The sequence below is a fragment of the Bradyrhizobium quebecense genome (assembly GCF_013373795.3).
GTDB lineage: Bacteria > Pseudomonadota > Alphaproteobacteria > Rhizobiales > Xanthobacteraceae > Bradyrhizobium > Bradyrhizobium quebecense.
The window spans coordinates 7,555,208-7,580,325 of record NZ_CP088022.1; the positions used below are offsets into that span (position 1 = coordinate 7,555,208).

The following is a 25,118-nucleotide window of genomic DNA, read 5'->3' on the forward strand; positions in this document are numbered from 1 at the left end:
CAAATGACGACACACCGATTCGGCGTACGCCTGGGCGTTGCGCTTCTGGCGGTCACCTTCGCCGCGCCCTGTGCGATCGCGCAGCAGAGCGACGCGCCGCAGAAGCCCGGCAAGATGATCCGGGCCGGCGACGTGCTGTCGGGGGAACTCGGCGTAATGAAGGTGCGCGACACCAAGAATCGCGGCAAGCGCGTCGCGACCTACCAGATCACCAGCGAGCCGCGCCGCCTGCCGCCGCCGAACGGTCTCTGCAACCTCGAAACCGGGCCGGAAACTTTTCAGCTGATTCCGACCAACGACGCCCAGGCCGCGCAGCTCAAGAGCCTCTCCGGCAAGGCCATCTCGGTGAAGGTCGACGAGATCGCCTGCGCAAAGGATGCCGGCGAGATGAGCGAAGCCATCGTCACCAAGTGGAGCGTGGTGGCGAAGTAAACTGTCATCGCCCGGCTTGCGGCCTTCGCTGAAGCTTCGGCGCGCCAATGATCGCGGCCTCGTCGAAGCCTTGGCGTAGACGGGACCGGGCGATCCAGTACGCCGCGGCCTTTCCATCGAAGCAACGGGCGTCTCTGGAATACTGGGTCACCCGCCTTCGCGGGTGACGACAGTGGAGGACTAAACCTTCACCGGCCCCAGCTCATCGAAATGCCCGCGCCGCTGCAGCCAGGCGAGCAGGATCAGGCTCGGGATCGCGACCAGCACGCAGATCACGAAGAACATTTGCCAGCCGACGGCCTTGGCGACATAGCCAGCGCCCGATGACAGATAGGTGCGGCCGACCGCCGCGAGCGCCGTGAGCAGCGCGTACTGGGTCGCGGTGTGCAGCGGATTGCGGCACAGGGCCGAGAGGTAGGCGACGAAGATCACGGTGCCGATGGCGCTGGTGAAATTCTCCGCCGTGATCGCAAGCGCAAGCGCCCATTGATCGACGCCGACATGCGCGAGCCAGGAGAACGAGAGGTTGGCGACCGCCTGCAGCACGCCGCCGATCCAGAGGCTGGTCGCGAGCGAATAGCGCCGCGCCACGAAGCCGCCGGCAAAGCCGCCGATCAAGGTCGCCGCAAGGCCGACGCCCTTCACGATCGCCGCGTAATCGACCTTGGAAAAGCCGATGTCGATCACGAACGGTGCGGTCATGGTGCCCGAGAAGGCGTCGGTGAACTTGAACAGCACCACGAAGGCGAGCGCCGCGAGTGCGTCCTTGCGGCTGAGGAATTCGGAGAATGCGCCGAGCGCCGCGTGCAAGACGCGTTCGGCTGCGGTCTGCGCATGCGTGGCCGCCTCTGCGCCTTTCGATTGCGCCGGCTCGGTCGCAGCAAGTGCGGTGACGATGCCGATCACGACCAGCGCGGCCATCACCACATAGCCCCACATCCACGCCGACGGTCGCGCGACGCCGGCGGTTTCGAAACCGCTGACGATGAACAGCGCGCCTGCGGTGGAGACCAGCATTCCGATGCGATAGGCCGCGACATAGGATGCCATACCGGCGGCCTGCTCGCTCTCAGGCAGGCTTTCGACGCGGAAGGCATCGACCACGATGTCCTGCGTCGACGACGCGGTCGCGACCAGCAGCGCGGCGAAGGCCGCGAACCACGGCGATCGTGCGGGATCGGCCAGCGCCAGCACTAGGATCGTCGCGATCAGCAACAACTGCGAGAGCAGCAGCCAGCCGCGGCGCCGACCGAAGACCTGCGTGAACAGTGGCACGTGCAGCGCGTCGACCAGTGGTGCCCAGAGGAACTTCAGCGTGTAGGGCGTACCGATCAGCGCGAGCAGCCCGATGGTGCCGAGATCGACCCCGGCTTCCTTCATCCAAACCTGCAGCGTCGAGCCCGATAGTGCCAGCGGCAGGCCGGAGGAGAAGCCGAGCAGCAACACGATCAGCACCCGCGGCTGCAAATACACCGCGAAGCTGTCGCGCCAGGAGGTTGGCACCGGCTTTGCAATCGTGTCTGACGTCGCCTCGGGTGCTGTCATGGGCCGTTGGTAGCAGATTCGAGCCGCAAAAAGGGTGTCGTCGCCCGGCTCGACCGGGCGACCCAGTATCCCAGAGACCTATCCGCCGCCACCGGCGATCTCCGGGTAAAGATCAATCCAGTCCGGATTGTCCTTCTCAATTAGGGAGATTTTCCATCCACGCGGCCATTTCTTCAGCCGCTTCTCGCGCTTGATCGCGTTCTCAGGATCATCGAATTGCTCGAAATAGACGAGCTTCACCACATCATATTTCTCTGTGAAACTGTCGATGAGTTTCAATCTGTGCTCGCCGACACGGCGAATGAGATCATTTGTCACACCAATGTAGAGCGTGCCGCCGATGCGGCTGGCGAGGATGTAGACGTAGTAGCTGCGTGCCCCCAACTGCGGCCTCTGGAATACTGGATCGCCCGGTCAAGCCGGGCGATGACACCGACTATGAGGTGAAATCAGGGGCCATACTACTCCCCCGCCTGCAGCTTGCGCGGGGCGGGGAACAGGTCGGTGGCGGCGGGTTTGACGAAGCGGGGGACTTCGATCGGGGTCTCGGACTTGCTGAAGTCGAGTTCCTCGATGCGGCCGGCGCGCTTCTCGATCTTGTCGGCGGAGATCAGGATCTGCCTGACGTCCTCGTTCACTTGGCCGAAGTGATTTTGCAGCTTGAGCACGCGGTCGCGCAGGCGGCCGAGGTCGTCGCCAAGATGCATCACCTCGTTGCGGATCTGGTCGGCGGCGTCGCGGATGCGGGCGTCCTTCAGGATCTGCTGCATCACCTGGATGGCCAGCATCAAGAGCGAGGGCGACACCAGCACGACGCGGGCGCGATAGGCCTTCTGGACCACGTCGTCGAAGCCGTCATGGATTTCGGCATAGACCGATTCCGACGGCACGAACATCAGCGCGGTGTCCTGGGTCTCACCCGGGATCAGGTACTTCTCCGCGATGTCGCTGACATGCTTCAGCACGTCGGCGCGCAGCCGCTGGCTGGCGAATTTGCGTTCCTCGTCGCTGCGCGCATCGTGCAGCGCCGTCATGGCCTCCAGCGGGAACTTCGCGTCGATACAGAGTGGGCGCTGGTCGGGCAGGAACACGACGCAGTCCGGCCGCTTGCCCGTGGTCAGCGTGTACTGGAACTCGTACGAGCCCTTCGGCATGCCGTCCTGGACGATCGCCTCCATCCGCGCCTGGCCGAACGCGCCGCGCGACTGCTTGTTGGCGAGCACGTCGCGCAGCGTCGTCACCTGGGTGGTGAGCTCGTTCAGGTTCTTGTGCGCGTGATCGATGATGCCGAGCCGCTCGTGCAGCACGCGCAGCGAATCCATCGTGTTGCGCGTCGATTGTTCCATCGACTGGCCGACCCGGTGGGTCACCGAATCCAGCCGCTCGTTGACGGCGCGGGCCATCTCGGCCTGGCGGCCGGCCAGCGCCTGCGCCATGGCGTCGACCCGCCCGGAGGATTCGCTCTGGGCCCGCAGCATGTCGGCAAGCCGCTCCTCCAGCTCGTCGGCGCGAATGGCCTGGGCCATCGCGAGTTCCGCGCCGCGCCGGCTGGCGCGTGCGATCACCACCGCGATCGCGAACAGCAGGATCAGCGCCAGCGCGCCAAGGCCGATCAACGCGTCGGAGACACGGACCGGCAGGTCGCCAATCGTGAGGAGAATCTCGTTCATGCCATCAGTTGTAGCCGATTCGGCGTCGCCATCGAACGAAAAGGGAACATTTATGGTAAACACTCCCTTAAATTTCCTGGTTAACGTTGCGTGAAGAAACGTGGTTAAGGCTGTCTTAACCGGTTCCTGAGCGCATTGACCCCATGAAGTCAGCAGCTTAAATCGCCGCCATGGCATTACGAGAAATCATCATCCTGCCGGACAAGCAGTTGCGTCTGGTGTCGAAACCGATCGAGAAGGTGACGCCGGAGATCCGCAAGCTCGCCGACGACATGCTCGAGACCATGTATGACGCGCCGGGCATTGGGCTGGCGGCGATCCAGGTCGCGCAGCCGCTGCGGCTGATCACCATGGACCTCGCCAAGCGCAACGAGAATGGCGAGACCACGCCGCAGCCGCGGGTGTTCATCAACCCGGAGATCATCTCGCATTCGGAAGAGCTGTCGGTCTACGAAGAGGGCTGCCTGTCGATCCCCGAATATTACGAGGAGGTCGAGCGCCCGGCGCGGGTGCGCCTGCGCTTCACCGACCTCGACGGCAAGCTGCACGAGGAGGATGCGGAGGGGCTCTACGCCACCTGCATCCAGCACGAGATCGACCACCTCAACGGCGTGCTGTTTGTGGACTATCTGTCGAAGCTGAAGCGCGACCGCGTTTTCAAGAAATTCGAGAAGGCCGCCAAGCGCGCGGCGGAGTAGGCGTTGCCGTCTCCTCAGACGCGTCATGGCCGGGCTTGACCCGGCCATCCACGTCTTGCTTCGCCGTCGCCGAAAACGGATGCTCGGGGCTTCTTGTGCGAAGACGCGCTTCGCGCTTAAGCCCGGGCATAACTGAGCACTCCAACTGGCACCGAGCCTGATCGCATGCCTCTCCGTCTGATCTTCATGGGCACGCCCGATTTCGCGGTGCCGACGCTGCTGGAGCTGGTGGCCCATGGCCACGAGGTCGTGGCGGTCTATACCCGCGCGCCGAAGCCGGGCGGGCGGCGCGGCCTGCAGTTGCAGCCGACGCCGGTCGAGCAGGAGGCGCGCCGCCTCGGCATTCCCGTGCTGACGCCGAAAACCCTGAAGACACCGGAGGCGCTCGAGGAGTTTCGCGCGTTTGACGCAGATGCCGCCGTCGTGGTCGCCTATGGCATGATCCTGCCGCAGGCCATTCTCGATGCGCCCAAGCTCGGCTGCTTCAACCTGCATGCTTCGCTATTGCCGCGCTGGCGCGGCGCCGCGCCGATCAACCGCGCCATCATGGCGGGCGACGCCGAAAGCGGCGTGATGGTGATGAAGATGGATGTCGGCCTCGACACCGGCGACGTCGCGATGGCCGAGCGGCTGCCGATCTCGGACAGTATGACGGCATCCGACCTGCACGACGCGCTGGCGCCGCTCGGCGCCGATTTGATGGTGCGCGCGATGGGCGCGCTGCAGCGTGGCGGGTTGCAGCTGACGAAGCAGAGCGCGGACGGCGTCACCTACGCCGCCAAGATCGAGAAGGCCGAGGCGCGGATCGACTGGAAGCAGCCGGCGCATGCGGTGCTGCGGCACATTCACGGGCTTTCGCCGTTCCCCGGCGCCTGGTGCGAGCTCTTAGGCGAGGGCGAGCCGGTGCGGCTGAAAATCCTGCGCTGCGAACTGGCCAAAGGCTCGGGCGAACCGGGCGATGTGCTCGACGACAATCTTGCGATCGCCTGCGGCGATGGCGCAATCCGGATCCTCGAACTGCAGCGCGCCGGCAAGGCGCCGATGAAGGCGGCGGACTTTTTGCGCGGCACGCCGCTGAAGCCGCCGGCGCGGCTCGCCTGATGCCGCGCTACAAGCTCACCATCGAATATGACGGCACGCCGTTTTCCGGCTGGCAGATCCAGGACAATGCACCGACGGTGCAGGGCGCGCTGGAGACGGCGGTCAAGGCAATTTGCGGCGAGGACGTGCGCGTCCATGGCGCAGGGCGTACCGATGCCGGCGTGCATGCGCGCGGCCAGGTCGCGCATTGCGACATCGCCAAGCATTTTCCGCCTGGCCGCTTTCGCGACGGGCTGAACGCGCATCTGCGGCCCAATCCGATCGGCGTGCTGGCGGCTGATATCGTGCCCGACGATTTCGAGGCGCGGTTCTCGGCGATCAAGCGGCACTACCTCTATCGCATCACCAACACCCGCGCGAACCTCGCGCTCGACATCAGTCGCGTCTGGCGCGTGCCGCGTGCGCTCGATGCCGACGCGATGCACAAGGCGGCGCAGCGGCTGCTCGGCAAGCACGATTTCACCACCTTTCGCGACACCGAGTGCCAGGCCAAGTCGCCGGAGAAGACGCTCGATCAGCTCGACGTCACGCGCCAGGGCGACGCGATCAACATCGTGACGTCGGCGCGCTCGTTCCTGCACAGCCAGGTGCGCTCGATGGTCGGCTCGCTGGTCTGGGTCGGCGAGGGCCGCTGGAGCGCGGACGATCTCTTTGGTGCACTCGCCGCCCGCAACCGCGCCGCCTGCGGCCCCGTGGCGCCGCCGGACGGGCTCTATCTGATGCGGGTGGATTACTAGGCGGTCGCCGATGATTTCGTAGGATGGGTGGAGCGAAGCGATACCCATCACTTCGAATCCGTGGTGCGCATGATGGGTTTCACTGCGCTCTACCCATCCTACGGACTGTATCTGGTGCAGGTGGACTACTCGCGACCCCAATCCCTACTGTGCATGGGGTTGTTTTCGATATTTTTGTCCAGCCAAGCGGCTGGACTACGCAAAATACCTGTCCAACACGCCCCGATAGATCTGCGTCAGCTTCTCCAGATCGGCCACCGGCGTGCGCTCGTCGATCTGGTGCATGGTCTGGCCGACCAGGCCGAACTCGATCACCGGGCAATAGCTCGAGATGAAGCGCGCATCCGAGGTGCCGCCCGAGGTGGACAGCTCCGGCTTGCGGCCTGTGACTTCCTCGATCGCGGCGACTGCGAGATCGGTGAACGGGCCGGGCTGGGTCACGAACACGTTTGAATTCGACGGCTGCCAGTCGATGTGGGCACGGATGCGGTTGCCGCAGGCTTTCGCCAGCCGCTCGTCGACCAGCCGCCGCAGGCTTTCCTGGGTGTGGTTGTCGTTGTAGCGGATGTTGAACTTCGCCCGCGCCTGGCCGGGGATCACATTGCCCGCGGCGTTGCCGACATCGACCGTGGTGAATTCGAGGTTGCTGGCCTGGAATTGCGCGCTGCCGTGATCGAGCGGCTCGTCGCTCAGCGCGACGATCAACCGCGAGATATCAGGCACCGGGTTCGAGGCGCGGTGCGGATAGGCGACGTGGCCCTGCACGCCGTCGACGACCAGGGTGCCGGATTGCGAGCCGCGCCGGCCGATCTTGATCATGTCGCCGAGCACCTCGACATTGGAGGGCTCGCCGAGCACGCAATGGTCGAATTTTTCGCCGCGCTCGGCGCACCATTTCAACAGCTTGACGGTGCCGTTGATCGAGACGTCTTCCTCGTCGCCGGTGATCAGGAAGGAGATCGAACCGTTGCCATTTTCTTGCGGCTTGCCGCCATGGTCGCTGAGAAACTGCAGGACGGCGGCGACGCTGCAGGCGATGCCGCCCTTCATGTCGACGGCGCCGCGGCCGTAGAGATAGCCGTCCTTGACCTCGCCGGAGAACGCGCCGAGCGTCCACGCCGCTTCATCGCCGGGCGGCACCACGTCGGTATGGCCGGCAAAGGCGATGTGCGGCGCCGAAGAGCCGATGCGGGCATAGAGATTGTCGATATCGGCGGTGCCGGGTTCGGAGAACGTCACGCGGTGGACGTCGAAGCCTGCGCTTTTCAGCAAATTTTCAAGAACGCCAAGCGCGCCGGCGTCGGCCGGGGTGACGGAGGGGCAGCGAACCAGATCGCGGGCAATCGAGACAGCATCACTCATGCGCCTCGCTTAACACGTCACGCCGTGGGTGGACCAGCCTTGTGCAGCATCATTCGAGCTCGCTCTGCTGATCCCAGCCCTGCCTGGAGCGCGACCCGCTGCCGCGGCCGCCGCCTCGGCTCACATGGGTTTTCCCAAGCGGATTGGGACCATAGCGATTGGGGTAAGAGGTGCCGCGCAGAAACGCCAGCTCGATGAAGCCCCAGATATAGAGCACGGAGACGATCCCGCCCGCCGCCATCACCCAATAGGAATCATCGGGAAGCCGGTCCGAGAATTGGCTCATGAGGCCGGGGATCGCGAAGTACGGGACCATCCACCAGCCGCTCTTGTCGCGATCGTGCAGGCGCTTGATCGAGACCGCGATATAGACCCAGACGAATAACGCCGTTCCGCTGGTCTTGACCAGCAGTGTGGGTAGACCAGCCCAGGTCAGCGATTTGTAGCTGTCCGGGTCGAACGCCCGGAAGACGTCGTCGACATTGAAGCCGAACGACGCACCCTTGCCGCCGAGGCCCGCCAGGAGCACCAGCGCGGCCAGGAACATCATCCAGCACACGATGATCAGCGCCGCGAGCCAGAACTTGGCCCGGTTGACGCGACCCTTGAAGCCGAACAGGTAATTGGCCCAGTCCATGAAAAAACTCCGGGCAGCGGCAATTTTTCGCGGCCCGGAGTTTTGTCGGCGTCGGATGGAGTTTGGTTCGATCAGTCCCGCAGCAGCTCGTTGATGCTGGTCTTGGCGCGGGTGCGCTCGTCGACGCGCTTGACGATCACGGCGCAGGCGGTGGCAGGTCCCGGCTGGCCGTTCTTCAGCGGCTTGGCCGGCAGGGTGCCGGGCACCACGACGGCATATTCCGGGACTTCGCCGACAAAGATTTCGCCGGTCTCGCGGTCGACGATCTTGGTCGAGGCGCCGAGGAACACGCCCATCGACAGCACCGCGCCCTTGCGCACGATCACGCCTTCGGCGACTTCGCTGCGCGCGCCGATGAAGCAGTCGTCCTCGACGATCACGGGCTCGGCCTGCAGCGGCTCGAGCACGCCGCCGATGCCGACGCCGCCGGAAATGTGCACGCGCTTGCCGATCTGGGCACAGGAGCCGACCGTCGACCAGGTGTCGATCATGGTGGCTTCATCGACATAGGCGCCGAGATTGACGAAGGAGGGCATCAGCACGACGTTGCGGGCGATGAAGGCGGAGCGGCGCACGATCGCGCCCGGCACGGCGCGGAAGCCGGCGTCGCGGAAGCGGTTCTCGCCCCAGCCCTCGAACTTCGAGGGCACCTTGTCCCACCACGATGCCTTGCCCGGGCCGCCCGCGATCTGTCCCATGTCGTTGAGGCGGAACGAGAGCAGCACCGCCTTCTTCAGCCACTGATTGACCTTCCACTTGCCGCTCGCCTCGCGCTCGGCGACGCGGGCCTCGCCCTTGTCGAGCAGCTCCAGCGCGTGATCGACGGCCTCGCGGACCTCACCCTTGGTCGAGGTCGAGATGCCTTCGCGGGCGTCGAACGCGGTGTTGACGGTGGTTTCGAGGGCGGACAGCGACATCGGGACAATCCTTGGGCGTATCGGGGATATGATAGGAATTTTGCAGGGCTTTTTCGGAATTTGGGGCCATGGAGTCAAGGCAAACCCCACGTCGTCCTGGCCTTCGCCGGGACGACATCGGGAGAGATCAGGGCTTCAGCCGCTGCAAGAACCCGGTGAGATCGTCCGTGACATGGTCGACATAAGCGGCGTCGCGGCCTTCGAGCTCCCAGGTCTCGCGCACCACCTCCTGGCTGCCGTCGGGCACCACCAGCACGGTGGTCATGCCGAGCTCATGCGGCACCACCAAATTGCGCGCGAGGTCCTCGAACATCGCAGCCTTCGCCGGATCGACGTCGTGGAGTCTCAGGAACTTCTGATAGGTCTGCGGCGCCGGTTTCGGCTCGAGATCGGCGGCGATGATATCGAACACGCCATCGAAATGGTGGCCGATGCCGAGCCGGCCCAATACCGCATCGACATGGTCGACCGAGCCGTTCGTCAGGATGAGCTTGCGCCCCGGTAGCTTGGCGATCGCAGCGCCCATCGCCGGATTCGGCTGCAACGGCGAGTGGTCGATCTTGTGCACATAGGCGAGATAGTCGTCCGCCTGCACGCCGTGCTCGGTCATCATGCCGCGCATGGTGGTGCCGTAGCGCAGGTAATAGTCCTTCTGCAGCCGCCGCGCTTCCTCGGGCGAGATCTTCAGCCAGTTGCCGACGAACTCGCCGATCCGCGCATCGACCTGCTGCCACAGATTGACGTGATGCGGGTACAGCGTGTTGTCGAGGTCGAACACCCAGGTCTCGACATGGCCGAAGCTGCGGGCAGTTTTCATGTTATCTTTCCGTCGTCGTCCTGGCGAAAGCCAGGACCCATACCGCGTGATCCATCAAATGAAGCGCGGTGCCAATACCGCGCAACGGTCGGTCACTACCAGTCTTCGCCAAATGATTGCCTGTGGTAATGGGTCCTGGCTTTCGCCAGGACGACGGTGATCCATGTGGCGCCACTGCCTTCATCACGGCATCGCAAAGCGCAGCGTCTTGCCGCCGCTGGTCATGTCGACGGTGGTGAAGCCGAGCGCGGTGAGGCCGCGGGTGGCGCAGTCGCCCTGCTCGTTGACCTCGAACTTGCTTTCGCGGGTGCAGAGCTGGACCGCGCCGCCCCAGTTCAGCGGCTTGTCTTTGATGCGGATGGCGCGGTTGTCGCCGTCGACGGCTTCGGCGAAGGAATAGATCTGCTTCGGCGTGCCCGACACGTCGGGATGCAGGCATTTGCCGGGGTCGATCCGATACCAGCCGCGGCTGGTCACCATCTTGCCGTCATCGGTCGCAACCGCGGCCATCACCTTGTGCGGCGTGTCGTTGCACCAGGTCAGCCCCGACGGCGAGGGCTTCTGCACGGCATCGACCATGGTGGCGAAGAAGTTCGGCGACTGCACAATGTCGCTGCCGAGCCCGCGGCTCTTGAGGAATGCCGACAGCGCGCTCTGGGTCTTCGGCCCGTCGACGCCGTCGATCGGTGCTGCGTCGTAGCCTGCGATCACCAGCAGACGCTGGATGCCGGCGAGCCGCGCCTGCTCATCGTCATACTCGCTGTCTTCGGCGAGGTAGGCAACGAGATTGCCGTCATCGGTCTGCGTCGGCGTGATCTGGGTGAACTGCGCCGGTGTCTGGCCGGAGCGGCATTGGCGCGCGGCCGCGATCACGAAATTGTCCTGCGCGACGCAGAGCGTATCCGTGCCGTTCTGCGGGATCGGCGACGCACCGTAGACGCCGAGCGCGCGGGCATTGAGCAGCACGCGGTCCGCGGTCAGCGCCCCCTGCACCACGACGCGGCAGGTCGCGGGATCAATGCGGAACCAGCCGCGGGTCGCCGTCGCGGCCTTGTCGTCGATGCCGATCGCGGCCTCGATCACATAGCTCATGCGGTTGCACAGCTTGAGATCGGCATGCGCCGGCGCCGCCGAGAACAGGAACGACACCAGCGCTGCCGGCAGCGACATCGCGAGCCGCGCCGGCGGCGACCGGCGAGGCATCCTCGCCGCGCGTCCCGCGATGACGACCTCGTCTGCCATTACTTGTGGATCAGCGTGCCGGTGCCCTGGTTGGTGAAGAGCTCGAGCAGCACGGCGTGCTGCGTCTTGCCGTCGATGATGACGACGCCCTGCACGCCCTGTTCGAGCGCGTAGATGCAGGTCTCGACCTTCGGGATCATGCCGCCGGAAATCGTGCCGTCGGCGATCAGCTTGCGGGCTTCCTTGATCGACAGGTCCGGAATCAGCTTCTTGGACTTGTCGAGCACGCCGGGCACGTCGGTCAGCAGCAGCAGGCGCTTGGCCTTCAGCGCGCCGGCGATCGCGCCGGCGAAGGTGTCGGCGTTGATGTTCAGGGTCTGGCCGTCCTGCGAGGTCGCCAGCGGTGCCAGCACCGGGATCAGCTCATAGCCGATCAGCTGATTGAGCAGCGTGAGGTCGACCTTCTCGGGATCGCCGACGAAGCCGAGATCGACCGCCTTCTCGATGTTGGAATCGGGATCGACCATGGTGCGCGTCGTCTTCGACGCCTTCACCATGTTGCCGTCCTTGCCGGACAGGCCCACGGCCTTGCCGCCGGCCTCGTTGATGTAGCCGACGATCTGTTTGTTGACCGAGCCCGCCAGCACCATCTCGACGATCTCGATGGTCGCGGCGTCGGTGATGCGCAGGCCGGCGGCGAACTCCGACTGGATGCCGAGGCGCTTCAGCATGGTCGCGATCTGCGGTCCGCCGCCATGCACGACCACCGGATTGATCGCGGTCTGCTCGAGCAGCACGATGTCGCGCGCAAATGCCTTGGCGGTGTCCTCGGCGCCCATGGCATGGCCGCCATATTTAATGACGATGGTTTCCTCGTCATATTCCTGCATGTGCGGCAGCGCCTCGGACAGGATGCGGGCCTGATCGAGCGGGCTGATGTGCTGGTCGGTCATGGGGCTGGTCTCACGTCAGCGGAGGGACGGGCGCGGTTCTATCTGATTGCCGGGCAGGGCGCAAAGTGGGAGAGGTATTCCGGGCGACGGATCAACGCTTCGGCCACATGGCCGAAACCGCCAGCACCAGCCAGCTTAGGATCAGCAGCGTTCCGCCGGTCGGCGCCGCCATCGGAAACACGCCATGGCCACCATATTGGCGCAGCACCAGATCGCCCGCGAACAATGACGCTGCGATGACGAAGCCTGCCGCCGCCACGATGCCGAGCCTTGCATGGATGATCGCGCGCTCCGCGACCGCAATGGTCACGATGGCGGCGGTCGCATGGAACAGCAGCATCGAGGACGCTGCCGCCAGCCGCGATGCGTCCGGCAGATGGGCCGCGGCCGCCGCCAATATCACGCCGCAGGCGCCCATGATGGCGGCAAGGCCGATCAGGAGACGGGGTGCGCCGTTCATCGGCGCCGCTCTTCGATCAGGCGCACCATGGCGGCGCGCAGCTCCAGCATGCCGTCGCCGGTGCGCGACGAGGTTACCAGCACTTCGGGGAACGCGGCGGGATGTTTTGCGAGCGTCGCGATGGTTTCGGCGGTGACGGTCTTGAGTTCACCGGCCTTGACCTGGTCGGCCTTGGTCAGCACGACCTGATAGCTGACCGCAGACTTGTCCAGCGTCTTCAGCACGTCGAGATCGACGTCCTTGATGCCGTGGCGGGCGTCGATCAACACATAGACCCGCGCCAGCGTCGCGCGCCCGAGCAGGAATTTGTGGATCAGCGCCGTCCATGACGCCACCTTGGTCTTCGGTGCCGAGGCGTAGCCGTAACCGGGCATGTCGACGAGACGAATGTCCGCGTTTTCCGGGCCCTCGAAGAAGATCAGTTCCTGGGTGCGGCCCGGCGTATGCGAGGTGCGAGCTAGCGCATTGCGGCCGGTCAGCGCGTTGATCAGGCTCGACTTGCCGACATTGGAGCGGCCGGCAAAGGCGACCTCGAGGCCGGCCATCGGCGGCAGCGTCTCGATCGAGGGCGAGGCCCAGATGAAACGCCAGTCGCCGGCGAACAGCTTTCGCCCCTGCTCGATCAGCTCCGCATCAGGTTCGGCGGTCATGCGAAGGATCCCATTTCATCGTGGCCGGGCGAAAGCCCCGGGCGCAGCTTTGGCGTAAGACAACCCGGCCATCCCCGTCAACGTTTTGCTGGCCGCCAAATACGTCGATGCCCGGCACGAGGCCGGGCATGACGCAGTGATAGATCGGCCGCAGGAAGCTATGTCGGCTTCTTGGCGAAGGTCGACTTCAGATTGTCGAATAACTCCACCTTGACGCCATTCTTGCGCATGATGAAGCTCTGCTGCAGCACGGAGAGCGTGTTGTTCCAGGCCCAGTAGATCACGAGGCCCGCCGGGAAGCCGGCCAGCATGAAGGTGAAGATCAGCGGCATCCAGTCGAAGATCATCTTCTGGGTCGGATCCGGCGGCGCCGGGTTGAGCTTCATCTGCACCCACATCGTGATGCCCATGATGATCGGCCAGATGCCCATCACCAGATAGGCCCCGATGTGCGGTCCGAGCAGCGCGATCGGATCGAACGGAATCAGCCCGAACAGCGTGAACAGATTGGTCGGATCGGGCGCCGACAGGTCCTTGATCCAGCCGAAGAACGGCGCGTGCCGCATTTCGATGGTGATGAACAGCACCTTATAGAGCGAGAAGAACACCGGGATCTGCAAGGCGACGGGAAGACAACCGGCGATCGGGTTGATCTTCTCCTTCTTGTAGATCTCCATCATCTCCTGCTGCTGCTTCACGCGGTCGTCAGGATAGCGCTCCTTCAGCGCCTGCAGCTGCGGCTGCACCGACTTCATCTTCGCCATCGAGGCGTAGGACTTGTTGGCGAGCGGGAAGAACAACAGCTTCACGATCACGGTCACCAGCAGGATCGCGATGCCGAAATTGCCGACCAGGCGATAGAACCAGTCGAGCGCCAGGAACATCGGCTTGGTGATGAAGTAGAAATGGCCCCAGTCGATCAGAAGATCGAAATGGTTGAGGCCGAGCTGCTTGTTGTAGCCGCCGAAGCCGACCAGCGGGAAGTTGAGGCCGACCGTGGCGGCCTCCTTCGCGCCGGCGAACAGCCGCGCATTGGCAACGCCCGTGCCGCCGATCGGAATGGTCTGCGCGCCGAGCATGTAGTCGGCCTGATAGCGCTTGTCGCCGGTAGTGAAGCGGGCGGTGTCCAGCGTCGCATTGGTTTCCGGCAGCAGCGCGGTGGCCCAGTATTTGTCGGTGATGCCGAGCCAGCCGTCGGTGACCTTCGAGAACACGATGCCGCGCGAATTTCCGCCGGTCGGGGTCTTGGCCTCGTCGAGGTTCTTGTAGGTGTATTCCTGCAGGCCCTGTTCGCCGAGATAGCCGATCGGGCCTTCGTGCAGGATCGCGTAGCCGGAGACCGGCGGCTTGCCGCCGCGCGAGATCAGGCCGAACGGATACAGCGTCACCGGCGCGCTGCCGAGATTGTTGACCTCATCCTTGATACTGAAGAGGTAGCGATCGTCGATCGAGATGGTGCGGCGGAAGGTCAGGCCCTGGCCGTTGTCGTATTTCAGCGTCACCGGGGTGCTTGGCGACAGGCTGTTCGAACCCTCCTGCTGCCAGACGGTTTCGGCGTTCGGTGTCTTCACCGACGAGCCGTTGGCGGTCAGCCACAGGAACTCGGCATAATAAGGCTCGGCGGTGCCCGACGGCGACAGCAGCACGACGGCCGGAGATGTGGGGTCGACCGTCTCGCGGAACTGGACCAGCGCCAGATCGTCGATCCGGGCGCCCTTCAGCGCGATGCTGCCGATGACGCGCGGGCTCTCGATCTTGATGCGCGGGCCGGCCGCGAGCACCGTCTCGCGGCTCGCCACCGGAGCGTCGGCAGCGGGCACGGCGGCCGTCGGTGACGGCGTCGCGGAGCTTCCGGGAGCGGCGCCGGGAGCAGCACCAGGGGTCGCCTGCGGTGCCGGCTTCAACAGCTCGGCCTGGCGCTGCGCCTCGCGCTGCTTCTCCATCTGCGGCACGTTATAGAAATATTGCCAGGCGATCAGGACGAGGCCCGACAGAATGACGGCGATGATCGTGTTGCGGTTGTCGGACATCTCTTAGGGTCTCGTCATTCCATTCGGATTGGGCGCGCTCTTGTTACCCGCCTTTGGCGCAGGCCGGTCGAGGCGGCGCAGCGCCGACCGCAGGTCGTCAATCATGGTCGCAAAGTCGCGGGTCAGCGCGTCACGACGGCCGACTAGCACATAATCATGGTGCGGCCGCATGAATACGGCATCGACCCGTCTTATCACTTCGCGAAGCCGGCGGCGGATGCGGTTGCGCTCGGTCGCGGTGCCGTTCTTCTTGGTGACGGTATAACCGACGCGGATCGGGCCCTGATCGTCGCGAAGGCGGCCCTGCAGCACAAAAGCTGCGGTATTCGCCCGTGCGCCATTGGCAACGGCGAGGAAATCCGCCCGCTGCCTCAGCCGATCCATAATGGGTATCTCCGGAGAGGAGACGTCCGGGCTCAGGCGCTCAGGCGCTTGCGGCCGCGTGCACGGCGCGCAGCGAGGACCTTGCGGCCGCCGGCCGTGGCGAGACGGGCGCGGAAGCCGTGACGGCGCTTGCGCACCAGTTTGCTGGGTTGATAAGTCCGCTTCACGGGTAATTCTCCGCTGACCGGGCAATTTGCCGTTGTATTGAGATGGAGTCCGATGATGCTGGCAGGCCCAAGCGAGCCGATTACGGCCCCAAATGAGCCGCCCCCGGTCAAGAACCGGGCCATCGCGGACAGTTGGCGCGGCTTATAAGGGAGCGCCCTGTTTTCGTCAATGTCACAGGGCGTCGCGAAGAGGCTTCTTTGAAACGTCGCAATTGGGGCGAATATAACTGTTTTCGCGGGGTTTTTGCCGGTGAGGAGCCCTTTGGGGCGTTCGGGGAACCGCCGACATTAGCGATCCGTAATTTGACCGGCTTGGGGGCCGGGCCGCATCTTCCGACCCCTAAGCCCAACAAGGCCTTATCTTGTGGCTCTAACTGACGATCAGGCGACCGCGCAGAAGCAGCGGCCCAAGCCGCCCCTTCGGCTCGGGCTGTCGGGCAAGCTGTTGCTGCTGACGATCCCCCTGGTGATGATCGCCGGGCTCCTGATCTACGTGCCGGCCATCGCCAACTTCCGGATGAACCGGCTCAATGACCGCCTGGCCGCCGCCAACACCGCGGCGCTGGTGCTCGATGCCGCCCCGTCCGGCCTGGTGCCGGATTCGCTGGCGCGGCAGATCCTGACCAGCATCGGGGCCCGTGCCGTCGCCATCAAGCTCGGCCAGCAGCGCCGCCTGCTCGCCAGCGCCGACCTGCCGGCCGCGATCGACCATGATGTCGACATGCGGGCCATGACGGTGTGGTCGGCGATCGTCGATGCCTTCGAGATCATGCTCGAGCACGGTGACCAGACCATCCGCGTGGTCGGACCCGCGCCGGGCCAGGCGCAATTCATCGAGGTCGTGATCGACGAGAAGCCGCTGCGGCAGGCGATGTACCGCTTCTCGCGCAACGTTCTGGTGGTCGCGCTCCTCATTGCCGGCCTGACCGCCGGCCTCGTCTACCTGGCGCTGCATTATCTGTTCGTCCGCCCGATGCGGCGGCTGACCGCGAGCCTGGTCGGCTTCCACGAGAATCCGGAGAGTTCGGCGCGAATCATCGTGCCCAGCCAGCGCGGCGACGAGATCGGCGTTGCCGAGCGCGAGCTGTCGGACATGCAGCGCGACCTCGTCTCGATGCTGCATCAGAAGAGCCGGCTTGCCGCGCTCGGGCTCGCCGTCTCCAAGATCAATCACGACCTGCGTAACCTGCTGGCGTCCTCGCAACTGCTGTCGGACCAGCTCGCCAGCGTGCCCGATCCGCGGGTGCAGCGCTTCGCGCCGAAACTGCTGCGCTCGCTGGAGCGCGCCATCGCCTTCTGCCAGTCGACCTTGTCCTATGGCCGCGCGCAGGAGGCGGCGCCCGACCGCCGCGTGATCATGGTGGAGCCTGCGGTTGCCGAGGTGCGCGAGTCTGCCGGGCTTGCGACCGATGTCTCGATCACCTGGATCAGCGCGATCGAGCGCGGCCTCACCATCGACGCCGATCCGGACCAGCTGTTCCGCGTGCTGCTCAACCTGGTGCGCAATGCGACGCAGGCGCTGGAAAGCCGGCAGGACAGCGATGGCGGTGCCCAGCAGATCCGCATCACCGGCCGCCGCGAGGGGACGGTTGCGATCATCGAGGTCTCCGACACCGGCCCCGGCGTTCCGGCCAAGGCGCGCGAGCATCTGTTCGAGGCGTTCCAGACCTCCGGCCGGCCCGGCGGCAGCGGGCTCGGCCTCGCGATCGCCGCCGAGCTGATCCGCGCCCATGGCGGCCATATCCATCTGGTCGAGGGCACCATCGGCGCCACGTTCCAGATCTCGATCCCGGATCGCCCGGTGGAACTGCTGTCGGTCCGCAGCGAGCGGGCCAGGGCCTGAGGCCTTTCCGGTAACCCAGGGCGGCTTAAACCGCGGCCGAAATTGGCGCTTGCAGACCTTGCCAACCGGACCGGGAGCCTGTAGCTAGAGCGCTCTTTCGCGACGTTCCGGGGCTCCCGGAGCCGTGCGGGCTTCAAGCCCACCTGCGAAAATGCGCCCGTAGCTCAGCTGGATAGAGCATCAGACTACGAATCTGAGGGTCGGACGTTCGAATCGTTCCGGGCGCGCCATTCGTCTTTGTTTCCATTGGATTTTTCGCGGTGCGTGCCGGGCTTGCTGCCCGGCAAAGGCATTGGCCGCGCCGCGATTTCCAGTTGTCGGGGTGTCGCGGCCATCAAATGTTTGTGCAATGCGGCATAATCTTTATTGCATTGCAACAAAGTGAGCCTACCTCTGCTCCTCGAGACCCATCGAGGAGCCTTCAAGTGACCAAGATTTCCCTTTCCATCATTGCCGCCACCCTCGCGATCGCGAGTGCAACGGTCGCGTCCGCCGCCGAGCTTCCGACGTTCGAAGCCGCCGGATTGCCGATCTCGCCGGTGCAGGCTGGCGTGCTTGGCGCCGCCAACGTCCACGAGCAGGCAGCGGCTGCCGCGACGGCGGCCACGCCGCATCAGCTCCACGTCCTGACGCCGCGAAGCAAGGTCACGACTGCACGGGCTTCGGTCCGGGCGGACCGCTCGCTGCACTAACCGGCATCGCCGAACCCTTGTAGAGAGCCCGCGGCGACGTTGCGGGCTTTTTCGTCCCGCACAAGTCGCGGCGTGCTTAAACAGAATTGAGCCCGCGAGTAGAACGATCAGCTCCGTTATCTCCGGGCCAACGGTTTGCCGTAGCCGCCGCGCAGAAGCAGCAAACGCGTCCGACATTTTTGATCGAGCAGGCAGTAGCCGCATCAGCCGCGACGGCCCGTCAGAATCGGGCTCAAGGGCGAGGCGCACGCCCGTAGAAACCCTGCTTGCGCGCGCCCGACCGTTGAGAAAAAATAAGGTTTTTAGCTTATAGGGGACGGAGTGTTTTTATTCCTTTTGTCCATCCTATTGAATCGGCGAGTGATCCCTCATGCCGAGTGACATCGCAAACGCCGTCTTTTACGCGGCGGTATTTCTGGGCATCGTCTATGGCAGTCGCATCCTGGAAAAAAGGTGGCCGATTGCGGACGTTCCTTACCCCGAGTTTCGTGATGATTGGCTCGCGGTGATCGTGAGCCTCGGGTTGTCGCACATGCTCGCTCCGATCGCGGCGATCAGCGCGGGCGCAATTGCGAGCTATGCTGGTGTCGGTTGGATCAAGTTACCGACCGACGGTTACTGGTGGTACGTCTCTCTCGCAATCGTCGTGGTCGCGCTCGATCTCTACAAGTACACATACCATCGCCTCCAACACGCGATCCCGTTTCTTTGGGCGATGCACTCGTTCCATCACAGCGCGAACGGCGTTACGTTCATTACCGGCGGTCGGCATTTCTGGTTTGAGAGGGTGCTGTCCGACGCCTTCCTTCCGATTATGGCGATCTTGTTTCGCGTCCCGGCGGACATGGCGATAGCTGTCGGATTTATCTTCTTCATCCCCGATACATGCGCCCATCTCAACGTCCGTATCCCGCTCGGCCGGTTTGTGACCTGGGTCAACAATCCGCAATGGCACCGGATCCATCATTCGATCCATCCCGAGCATCGCGACAAGAACTTTGCAGCCTTCTTCCCACTCCTGGACATTCTGTTCGGCACTGCCTGGGTGCCGAAGCCGGACGAGTATCCTGCAACGGGCCTCGTGCCTGCCGAGCGAGTGGACATTATCAACAGTGTGATCTGGCCAATCCGGCATCTTCGCCATCGGGAGTCTCGGAATGAATTGGGTTAAAGGTCTTTTGGTGCTCCTCGCGTTGTTGCTGGGATACGCCGACCTGGTGTCGACCAATGTGATCCTGAATCTCGGATTGGGTGAGTTGAACCCGTTCATGCATCTGGCACAGACATGGTTCGGCGTGTGGTGGCTGGTCCCCAAGCTCGGTTTGACGTTCCTCGTCACGTGGCTGCTTTGGCGCAGCAACAACGTCTACAACATCGCGCTTGTCGTCGCCTTCTGTTCGACGCCCGTACTGAACAACCTCGTCGTCATCGCGGGCAATAGCTGAGCCGGCCGCCTCGCCAGTTGTCGCAACTGGCGAAGCGTTTGCCCGATGCGGACTTTCCATTACCCTTGGACGCCGCGCAGACTTTCGTCGCATCTCGCAGAACCTGCCCGCATCGTCCGACGACAAACATCCTGGAATGACCGATGATCGCGTTCCGGCGGTCCAGGAGATTGAGTGATGTCGGACAGGTTTGTTCTCGCCTGCATCGTCTGTGGTGCCCTGATCCCGGGGGCCCTCGGTACGACCGTGCACGCGCAGACGCCGTCGAGCTGCAAGGAGCCGCGGGCGGGCACCAGCCGCGTCCCGATGCTGTCGCCGCCGCTGGCCAATGTGGTGACGGGCAAGGGACGGCTGCAATTCTACTCGGCGCCGAATCTTCACTGCCCGATCAGCGGCGTGTTCGTCATTCCGAATGACGAACTCGTCGCCTATGCGCAGACCAATGATGGCTGGTCATCGGTGATGTATCTCAATCCGGGGACGGGCAACGACGTCTCGGGTTGGGTGCGGTCGGCGCGATTGAAGGTGACCGGAACCATCGGCCCAAAGTAGCACGTGCCCGGGATCGCAGCGGATGCTGCATGACAGCGAGCGGCGAGCCGGCCGCGACGCATGGGCGTTGCCACCTCAATGGATCGCCGCGTACATGATCTTCTCCTCGGTCGCCTCGACCGCCGAGAATTCCTCGACCACCTTGCCCTGGCGCGAGACCAGGATGCGGTCGGAGAGGGCCATGATCTCCGGCAGATAGGATGAGATCACCACCACCGCCTTGCCTTCGTCGGCGAGCTGGTTGATCAACTCGTGAATCTCGACAATGGCGCCGACGTCGACGCCGCGGGTCGGCTCGTCGAAGATGATCAGCTCGGGCTCCTGCACCAGCGACTTGGCGATCACCACCTTCTGCTGATTGCCGCCTGAAAGCTCGACCACCTTGGCTTCGTCGCCGATGGCGCGGACCTTCAGCCGCTGGGTCCAGGTCTTGCCCACCGTGTTGGTCTCGCGCCGCGACAGCATCATCCGGCCGGCGGGAAACTTCGAGAGCAGGCCGAGATAGATGTTGCGGGCGATCGAGGCGGTCTCGAAGAAGCCCTCGACCTTGCGATCCTCGGTGACATAGGCAATGCCGGCCTTCACCGCCGGCGCCGGAACCCGGTAGCGCACCGGCTTGTCATGCAGCAGGATCTCGCCGCCATGGAAGAAGTCGCGCTTCAACACACCGGATACGATCTTGAACGTTTCGGTGCGGCCGGCGCCGACCAGGCCGAACACGCCGGTGATCTGCCCGGCGAACACCGACAGCGAATTGTTCTTTACCATCGGCGCCATCTTGAGATTCTGCACCGTGAGCACGCGCGCCCCGGCGGGCCGCACGCTGGTCTTCCTGGCGCCGTACAGCGTGTTGGAAAGGTCGCGCCCGACCATCGCCTGCACGATCGCGGCCCGATCGAACTTCGCCGCATCGTCGGTGATGACGTGCTTGCCGTCGCGCAGCACGGTGATCCGGTCGGCGAGCAGCAAGGCCTCTTCCAGCGCGTGCGAAATGAAGATGATCGAGACGCCGCGTTTCTTGAGGTCGCGGACGAGGTCGAAGAAATACTTCTTCTCTTCCGGCGTCAGCGACGCGGTCGGCTCGTCGAAGATGATGACCTTGGCCTTGTGCAGGACCGCGCGCGCGATCTCCACCATCTGCTTCTTGGCCGCGCCAAGCCCGCTCACGGTCGCGGTCGGCGTCACGTCGAAATTCAGCGATTGCAGGAACTGCTGGGCGGCGATGTAGATGCCGCGCAGCCGGTTGTAGAACTTCTCCTGGCCGAGAAACAGGTTCTGCGCCACGGTCATGGTCGGCACCAGGCTGTTCTCCTGGAACACCATGGCGATGCCGAGATTGCGGGCCTCGAGCGGCGTGCGCGGCGCGACGTCGGAGCCGTCGACCGTCATGCTGCCCGACGTCAATGTCACGACGCCGGCCATCACCTTGGTCAGCGTCGACTTGCCGGCGCCGTTCTCGCCGACCAGCGCGTGGATCTCGCCGCGGCGAAGCTCGAAGTCCACGCCCTCGATGGCGGGCACGCCGGCGTAAAGCTTGGTGGCCTTGCGCAGGGACAGCACGGTGTCGCTCATGAGCCGACCTCCTCGGCGAGCCCGGCGAGGGGCAGTTTCAGCACGCGGCCCGGTCCTTTGGCGATCAGCACGAGGTCGCTGCCCAGCTCGAGCGCTGCGACGACGCCATGATTGATGCCGTCGACCCGGCTGTGCAGCGAATAGAGCGGCTTGCCGTCTTCGCCCAGCCGGATCACGAGGCCGTAGGAACGCGGCGGCGCCCACGGCTTGATGACGCCCATCGTCTTGATGTGCGCGGCCTGCATCGGCTCCTTGAACGAGAAGCCCGAGCGCAGCCGCGGCGCCACCCAATAGGCCGGGTCGATCTCGGCCATCATGCGGCGCCGGTAGGCCGGCTCGCGCAGCACGAATTCGATCAGCTGGGTGCGTGCGGTGAACGCGGTGAGCCAATAGCCGCCGCCGGTGGCCTTCGACAGCCGCGATGGATAGACCGGCAGGTGGCCGAGCACGACCTGCGGCGGCCTGCCATCCGCAACAAGCACGAGGCGATGCCGCCAGCTCTCGCTGACCAAGACGCCATCGCCGCGCGCGCAGGCGCCGAAAGCGTAGCCGAGCTTCGAGGCCAGCGGCTTCACCGATCGGGTCCTGGGATCGAGCCGGAACACGCGGCCGTTCCGGTTGAGCTCCAGCAGGTCGCGCGCCCAATCGTCGACGCCGCAGGTCGTCGAGCCGTCGGTCGCGATCAAGGTCCCGTCATCCGCCAGCGTCAGCGCGTTGATCGCATTGAAGGCGGCGTCGCTGAACGTCACGCTCGGCTCGGCCGATGAGGGATTGGCGTAAAGGCGCACCTCGCGGCCGCCGAGCGCGACGGCGAGGCCGCCGTCGGCGAGCGCACAGAGCGCCGAAATCGGCTGCTCGAAGCTGCGCAGCTCGGTCGCAGCGCTGCCGTCGAGGCGCAGCAGACGCCGGCCGTCGGCGACATAAAGATTGCGGCCGTCGGTTGCGAGATCCTCGAGCGCCTCGCACTCCAGCAAGGTGGTCGCGGCCTCCAGCTTCTGATTGGGCTTGAGCGCGCCGTCGAACGACGGCACGGTGATGGTGGCCTCGCCGCGGCCGAGAAAGCGGTTGGCGAATTCCCTGACGGCCGCGATCACGACGCTTTCCCCCAACGCTTGTCATACTGCACGAAGTTCGGGTCCGCGTTGGTCAGCCTGTAGCGGCCGATCCGGTTGTTCATGATGCCGCCGAGATAGAGGTAGCCGCGATGCTCGCGCATCGAGGTGATCATCGGATGGTTCTCGCCGCGCAGATCCCAGAACGATTCGAGGATCTTGCCCTGCTCGTTGAACTTGACGACGCAGCCGGTGTTGATGTTCGGGAATAGCCATTCGTCGACCGGGACGCGCTTGGCCATGCGGCGGCGGAAACCAGGCATCTTCCATGCGAGGTCGAGCGAGGGGCTACGCATGCCGACCAGCGCCAGCCAGTAATTGCCGTCGGAGGCGAGATTGATGTTGTCGGGATAGCCCGGCAGATTGTCCATCACCACCTCGACCTGGCCCTTCTTCGGCCCAGCGAACCACAGCCGCTTGATCGAGCAGCCGAAGGTTTCGGCGAACAGGATCGACTGGCCGTCGCTGGCGACGCAGATGCCGTTGGGGAATTTGAGGCCGCGCAGCGCCGTATGCGTCGCGCCGGTCTTGGTGTCGTAGCAGATGATGCGGCCGTTGCCGCGGGCCTCGAGGCCGTCGATCGGCCATTCGTCCATCTCGTAGCGCACGGTGGCTTCCGAGAAGAAGATCAGGCCGTCGTCGGTGATGTCGAGGTCGTCGGCCAGTCGCAAGCGGCTGTCGTCGTTCACCGAATGCATGCTGCGATTGGTCTCGTCGGTCGCCTTTTCCACGGTGCCGTCGGGCGTGATCCGGTACAGGCCCATGCCGCCGATGCAGACATAGAGATTGTCCTGCCGGTCGAACGCCATGCCGAGCGGCTGACCGCCGATATGGGCGAACACCTCCATGCGCTGATAGTCAGGCGCGAAGAAGCGCATGATGTCGCCATGGCGCGAGCCGGCGTAGAGATTGTTGTTGCGATCGAGGATCACGTCTTCCGGTGCCTCGATGCGGCCGAGGCCGATCAGCTCGACGTCGCGCAGCTTGTCGTTCTGCTCGAACGGACCGCCCTGGCCGATCTCGGTCGCCGGCGGTGGCGGCAACGCGTGATAGGTCGGCGCGACATAGACCTTGCTGATGATGCGGGTGCGGTTCTTCTGCCAGCGGATGTCGACCATCGCGGCGATCAGCAGGATGCCTGCGAGCGCCATGCGGTTGATGCCGCCGCGGGCATTGAGTGTGGTCAGGCCGTTGGTGATCAGGAGCACGATCAGAACGCCGACCAGCGATTTGGCGACCGAGCCCTTGCCGCCGCCGAGCGTGATGCCGCCGAGCACCGTCGCGGTCAGCACGATCACCTCGAGGCCGACGCCGATGTCGCCGCCGACGGTGCCGAGCCTTGCCGCGAAGAACAATGCGGCGATGCTGGTCAGTACGCCGCTCGCGACATAGCACAGCGCGATGGTGCGGCGAACCGGAATGCCGGAATTGTAGGCCGAACGGCGCGAGCCGCCGATCGCGGTGATGTGCCAGCCCGGGCGCAGCCGCGTCATGAAGATATGGCCGAAGATCGCGATCGCGATGTAGACCAGCGCGACGCTCGGAATGCCGAACACGTCGCCGCCGCCGATGAAATTCCAGGACGGGATGTCGGGAAAGGCCGCGGCGATCGAATTGGAGTAGCGCTGGATCAGCAGATCGAATGCCGAACGGTAGATGATCAGGGTGATCAGCGTGGTGATGAAGGCGCGGAGTCGCAGATATCCGATCAGGACGCCGTTGACGGCACCGAGCAGCGCGCCGCAGGCGAGGGTGGCGACCACCACCGCAGGCACCGGCCAGTTCAGCACATCGAGCAGGTAGAGCGCGCAGAAATCTGTCAGCGCGAAGATCGAGCCGACCGACAGATCGATGCCGCCGACTATGACCACCAGCGCCATGCCGAGCCCGATGAAGCCGATCTCGCCGGCCTGCCGCGCAGTGTCGGCAAGGCTCGCCGGCGACAGGAAGTGATCGATGGAGCGGCTGAGCGCGAAGCCGACGATCAAAAGCAGGATCACCGGAATAGCGGTCTCGGTCCAACGCTTGGACAGGATCTCGCCGAGGAGATGATCCGGCCAGTAGCGGTAACGCAGGCTCGTCAGGGTATCGCGCATCGGCATTCCAGCAGGGCGTTGGATTTTGGGAGATCGACGTCCCGGGCAAAGCGCGCCCGGGACG

Annotated in this window: 26 protein-coding genes and 1 tRNA gene; 10 read left to right on the forward strand and 17 right to left on the reverse strand. The window is 64.6% G+C overall.

All coding sequences use genetic code 11. From position 1 onward, the window contains the following. The first annotated feature begins 3 nt into the window (after positions 1-3). Positions 4-432 (forward strand): hypothetical protein, encoded by a 429-nt coding sequence (locus tag HU230_RS36145; protein WP_176534102.1) that lies wholly within the window; start codon positions 4-6, stop codon positions 430-432. 180 nt (positions 433-612) lie between these two features. Here HU230_RS36145 and HU230_RS36150 read toward each other — a convergent pair whose 3' ends face one another. The 3 genes from HU230_RS36150 to HU230_RS36160 all read right to left on the reverse strand — a co-directional run bounded on the left by HU230_RS36150 (position 613) and on the right by HU230_RS36160 (position 3,647). Further along, the gene (locus HU230_RS36150; RefSeq protein WP_176534101.1) at positions 613-1,977 is read right to left on the reverse strand and encodes an AmpG family muropeptide MFS transporter; all 1,365 of its coding nucleotides are present in this window, start codon (positions 1,975-1,977) and stop codon (positions 613-615) included. Positions 1,978-2,055: 78 nt separating this feature from the next. Beyond that, a complete protein-coding gene (locus HU230_RS36155; protein WP_173639338.1) occupies positions 2,056-2,361 on the reverse strand; it encodes a GIY-YIG nuclease family protein in 306 nt (101 codons plus the stop codon). 77 nt (positions 2,362-2,438) lie between these two features. Continuing rightward, positions 2,439-3,647, reverse strand: coding sequence for a DNA recombination protein RmuC (locus tag HU230_RS36160; protein ID WP_176534100.1), 1,209 nt, complete (start codon positions 3,645-3,647; stop codon positions 2,439-2,441). Positions 3,648-3,817: 170 nt separating this feature from the next. Here HU230_RS36160 and def point away from each other — a divergent pair, with 170 nt between their 5' ends. From def to truA, 3 genes are all read left to right on the forward strand, one after another. Beyond that, positions 3,818-4,345 (forward strand): peptide deformylase, encoded by a 528-nt coding sequence (def, locus tag HU230_RS36165; RefSeq protein WP_176534099.1) that lies wholly within the window; start codon positions 3,818-3,820, stop codon positions 4,343-4,345. 165 nt (positions 4,346-4,510) lie between these two features. Next, complete coding sequence (gene fmt, locus HU230_RS36170; protein WP_176534098.1) at positions 4,511-5,446, forward strand: methionyl-tRNA formyltransferase; 936 nt, start codon at positions 4,511-4,513, stop codon at positions 5,444-5,446. After that, positions 5,446-6,183 carry a tRNA pseudouridine(38-40) synthase TruA gene (gene truA, locus HU230_RS36175; RefSeq protein WP_176534097.1) on the forward strand — a complete coding sequence of 246 codons (738 nt, stop codon included), beginning with the start codon at positions 5,446-5,448 and terminating at the stop codon, positions 6,181-6,183. The genes fmt and truA overlap by 1 nt, the downstream gene beginning before the upstream one ends. Before the next feature lie 195 nt (positions 6,184-6,378). On the opposite strand, the gene dapE is transcribed toward truA, so the two are convergent. The 11 genes from dapE to rpmH form a co-directional block, all read right to left on the reverse strand. Continuing rightward, positions 6,379-7,545 (reverse strand): succinyl-diaminopimelate desuccinylase, encoded by a 1,167-nt coding sequence (dapE, locus tag HU230_RS36180; RefSeq protein WP_176534096.1) that lies wholly within the window; start codon positions 7,543-7,545, stop codon positions 6,379-6,381. Positions 7,546-7,594: 49 nt separating this feature from the next. After that, positions 7,595-8,182: a DUF805 domain-containing protein gene (locus tag HU230_RS36185; protein WP_176534095.1), complete on the reverse strand. Its 588-nt coding sequence runs from the start codon at positions 8,180-8,182 to the stop codon at positions 7,595-7,597. Between the two features lie 71 nt (positions 8,183-8,253). Continuing rightward, on the reverse strand, positions 8,254-9,099 hold the full coding sequence (dapD, locus tag HU230_RS36190; protein ID WP_021079579.1) for a 2,3,4,5-tetrahydropyridine-2,6-dicarboxylate N-succinyltransferase: 846 nt from the start codon (positions 9,097-9,099) through the stop codon (positions 8,254-8,256). Positions 9,100-9,226: 127 nt separating this feature from the next. Beyond that, positions 9,227-9,916, reverse strand: a complete 690-nt coding sequence (locus tag HU230_RS36195) for a pyrimidine 5'-nucleotidase (protein WP_176534094.1) — start codon at positions 9,914-9,916, stop codon at positions 9,227-9,229. A 183-nt stretch (positions 9,917-10,099) separates the two neighbouring features. Then, the gene (locus HU230_RS36200) at positions 10,100-11,086 is read right to left on the reverse strand and encodes a DUF1036 domain-containing protein (RefSeq protein ID WP_176535262.1); all 987 of its coding nucleotides are present in this window, start codon (positions 11,084-11,086) and stop codon (positions 10,100-10,102) included. A gap of 71 nt (positions 11,087-11,157) precedes the next feature. After that, the gene (argB, locus tag HU230_RS36205) at positions 11,158-12,051 is read right to left on the reverse strand and encodes an acetylglutamate kinase (RefSeq protein ID WP_029083632.1); all 894 of its coding nucleotides are present in this window, start codon (positions 12,049-12,051) and stop codon (positions 11,158-11,160) included. Positions 12,052-12,142: 91 nt separating this feature from the next. After that, positions 12,143-12,511 (reverse strand): DUF423 domain-containing protein, encoded by a 369-nt coding sequence (locus HU230_RS36210; protein ID WP_176534093.1) that lies wholly within the window; start codon positions 12,509-12,511, stop codon positions 12,143-12,145. Further along, positions 12,508-13,161: a ribosome biogenesis GTP-binding protein YihA/YsxC gene (yihA, locus tag HU230_RS36215; RefSeq protein WP_176534092.1), complete on the reverse strand. Its 654-nt coding sequence runs from the start codon at positions 13,159-13,161 to the stop codon at positions 12,508-12,510. The genes HU230_RS36210 and yihA overlap by 4 nt, the downstream gene beginning before the upstream one ends. A 158-nt stretch (positions 13,162-13,319) precedes the next feature. Continuing rightward, complete coding sequence (gene yidC / locus HU230_RS36220; RefSeq protein WP_176534091.1) at positions 13,320-15,191, reverse strand: membrane protein insertase YidC; 1,872 nt, start codon at positions 15,189-15,191, stop codon at positions 13,320-13,322. Between the two features lie 3 nt (positions 15,192-15,194). Further along, positions 15,195-15,575, reverse strand: a complete 381-nt coding sequence (gene rnpA / locus HU230_RS36225) for a ribonuclease P protein component (RefSeq protein ID WP_176534090.1) — start codon at positions 15,573-15,575, stop codon at positions 15,195-15,197. Positions 15,576-15,607: 32 nt separating this feature from the next. Next, positions 15,608-15,742 carry a 50S ribosomal protein L34 gene (gene rpmH, locus HU230_RS36230; protein ID WP_008542748.1) on the reverse strand — a complete coding sequence of 45 codons (135 nt, stop codon included), beginning with the start codon at positions 15,740-15,742 and terminating at the stop codon, positions 15,608-15,610. 364 nt (positions 15,743-16,106) lie between these two features. Between rpmH and HU230_RS36235 the strand changes: the two genes are divergently transcribed. The 6 genes from HU230_RS36235 to HU230_RS36260 all read left to right on the forward strand — a co-directional run bounded on the left by HU230_RS36235 (position 16,107) and on the right by HU230_RS36260 (position 20,274). Continuing rightward, the gene (locus HU230_RS36235) at positions 16,107-17,585 is read left to right on the forward strand and encodes a sensor histidine kinase (protein ID WP_176534089.1); all 1,479 of its coding nucleotides are present in this window, start codon (positions 16,107-16,109) and stop codon (positions 17,583-17,585) included. Positions 17,586-17,738: 153 nt separating this feature from the next. Next, positions 17,739-17,815: transfer RNA gene (locus HU230_RS36240), tRNA-Arg, on the forward strand. A 195-nt stretch (positions 17,816-18,010) separates the two neighbouring features. Next, on the forward strand, positions 18,011-18,277 hold the full coding sequence (locus HU230_RS36245) for a hypothetical protein (protein ID WP_176534088.1): 267 nt from the start codon (positions 18,011-18,013) through the stop codon (positions 18,275-18,277). A 370-nt stretch (positions 18,278-18,647) separates the two neighbouring features. Continuing rightward, positions 18,648-19,448, forward strand: coding sequence for a sterol desaturase family protein (locus HU230_RS36250; RefSeq protein ID WP_176534087.1), 801 nt, complete (start codon positions 18,648-18,650; stop codon positions 19,446-19,448). Then, on the forward strand, positions 19,435-19,722 hold the full coding sequence (locus HU230_RS36255) for a DUF5658 family protein (RefSeq protein ID WP_224924701.1): 288 nt from the start codon (positions 19,435-19,437) through the stop codon (positions 19,720-19,722). Before HU230_RS36250 ends, HU230_RS36255 begins: the two co-directional genes overlap by 14 nt. 177 nt (positions 19,723-19,899) lie before the next feature. Then, a complete protein-coding gene (locus HU230_RS36260) occupies positions 19,900-20,274 on the forward strand; it encodes a hypothetical protein (RefSeq protein ID WP_176534086.1) in 375 nt (124 codons plus the stop codon). Positions 20,275-20,349: 75 nt separating this feature from the next. Here HU230_RS36260 and HU230_RS36265 read toward each other — a convergent pair whose 3' ends face one another. The 3 genes from HU230_RS36265 to HU230_RS36275 are packed head-to-tail and all read right to left on the reverse strand — an operon-like array spanning position 20,350 to position 25,060. Continuing rightward, the gene (locus HU230_RS36265; RefSeq protein WP_176534085.1) at positions 20,350-21,846 is read right to left on the reverse strand and encodes a sugar ABC transporter ATP-binding protein; all 1,497 of its coding nucleotides are present in this window, start codon (positions 21,844-21,846) and stop codon (positions 20,350-20,352) included. Further along, on the reverse strand, positions 21,843-22,940 hold the full coding sequence (locus tag HU230_RS36270; RefSeq protein WP_176534084.1) for an SMP-30/gluconolactonase/LRE family protein: 1,098 nt from the start codon (positions 22,938-22,940) through the stop codon (positions 21,843-21,845). The genes HU230_RS36265 and HU230_RS36270 overlap by 4 nt, the downstream gene beginning before the upstream one ends. Continuing rightward, positions 22,937-25,060, reverse strand: coding sequence for an ABC transporter permease (locus HU230_RS36275; RefSeq protein WP_176534083.1), 2,124 nt, complete (start codon positions 25,058-25,060; stop codon positions 22,937-22,939). Before HU230_RS36275 ends, HU230_RS36270 begins: the two co-directional genes overlap by 4 nt. Between the last annotated feature and the right edge of the window lie 58 nt (positions 25,061-25,118).